1 protein-coding gene is annotated in these 1,367 nt (G+C 62.5%); it reads right to left on the bottom strand.

Going from position 1 to position 1,367, the window contains the following annotated elements; all coding sequences use genetic code 11:
- Window positions 1-526: 526 nt before the first annotated feature.
- On the bottom strand, window positions 527-820 hold the full coding sequence (locus BRAS3809_RS32810) for an HdeA/HdeB family chaperone (protein WP_008966315.1): 294 nt from the start codon (window positions 818-820) through the stop codon (window positions 527-529).
- Between the last annotated feature and the right edge of the window lie 547 nt (window positions 821-1,367).

Here is a 1,367-nt window from a genome sequence, read left to right as displayed (position 1 = left end):
AAGAGTAGGGCGGATTAGCGCAGCGTAATCCGCCATTGCAGGCACGATGGAATGGCGTGGTCCGCTGGCGCTGACCCCAAGTGCTGCAACCGGTGTGGGGAAAGGCCACACGGTAAGATTGGCGTCTGCATGGCTGCTCGGTGCGGCATGGTTCTCACGCAGCTGGCGAGGTACCGCGACAACATCGGCGATGAGACGTAGGGCAGGTGAGTACTAGTGCGTCAGAAACACTGCCAGTTATCTGTCGTCATTCCGGGGCGCCCGCAGGGCGAGCCAGGAATCCATAGCCACCAACAGATGTTTGGCGGCAAAGTGCCCACGACCAGCCTGCCTCACACGATTGCCTGTGGGTATGGGTTCCGGGCTCGCCCTGCGGGCGCCCCGGAACGACATGTGGAGAGAGCGAAGCCCTTTTCTAACGCATGAGTACTAATTAGCGCCAGCGTAACCCGCCAAAAAGATCTCGCAGGCCATCCTCATGAACCTCGGGCCAGCGCGCATCTCGGTGGCGCGCGTCCCCCCCAACTCACTTGCCGAGGATCTTCTCCGCCGCGGTCACGATGCTGACGGTCGGATGCTCGGCGCAATAGGTGCCGAACTTCTTGGCGTTGGCGACGAACTCCTCGGTATCGAACAGCGCCTCGTCCTGGTCGCCCTTGTACCAGCCGTCCAGCCAGATCAGCACCATCTTGATGGTGTCGTCGCCGCTCTCGACGAATTGCTTGCAGCTCATGGTCGAGAGATCGAGGACGACCGCCGAAGCCGGGGCGGATGACAGCAGGCAGGCGGCGGCGAGCAGCGGGGCAGCGAGGAATTTCATGGGGTGTCTCCGAATGGATGGGATGCAAAACAATGAACTATGCGGGGCGTGACCAATTCCCTCGCAGACCGGCGCCGAACGGCGGTCCCGATCGCGATGGAAGGCAGCGTTAGACCTGGCCGCGTCGCGATCGGAAGTCAAGGCTGCGGCGGCCGCGTGTGGCGAGCCGAGGTGCGCGTCGGGCAAATCACGTTAATCCGAAGTCGGGGATGTCAAGATATTCCGAAAAACATAAATCGCTTGGCGGCGCGCCCAAATCAGCCTTATGGTTCGTGCATCCCGCTGCACGGTAGGGGACGGTTCGCGGTCGTCACGGACGTTGGCAGGGGGATGCGGTGGACGCGGGCGGCGGCGTGTGATGAGCACGGACGAACGCGCAGTTCGCGGACGGTGAAGGCGTGTGGTTCTGATACTCCGACGCTAGTATCAACTTGGCGCCGATGCCTAGCGGCATCGCGTTGGGGATGGTGGCCAGAAAGCCCGGCGCACCAGGAAGAGCGCGCTATAGCCTGTTAAAACCATCGCGCGGGGAAGGCCGGGCGTTCTC

Origin of the sequence: Bradyrhizobium sp. STM 3809, assembly GCF_000239795.1 — a bacterium.
Classification (GTDB): domain Bacteria; phylum Pseudomonadota; class Alphaproteobacteria; order Rhizobiales; family Xanthobacteraceae; genus Bradyrhizobium.
The sequence above is the reverse complement of the archived record's forward strand: the minus strand, read 5'-3'. Positions and strand labels throughout refer to the sequence as shown.

What these genes read in the sequence shown, in the direction of transcription:
- BRAS3809_RS32810 (WP_008966315.1), bottom strand. Translation starts at nt 820, where the DNA reads ATGAAATTCCTCGCTGCCCCGCTGCTCGCCGCCGCCTGCCTGCTGTCA.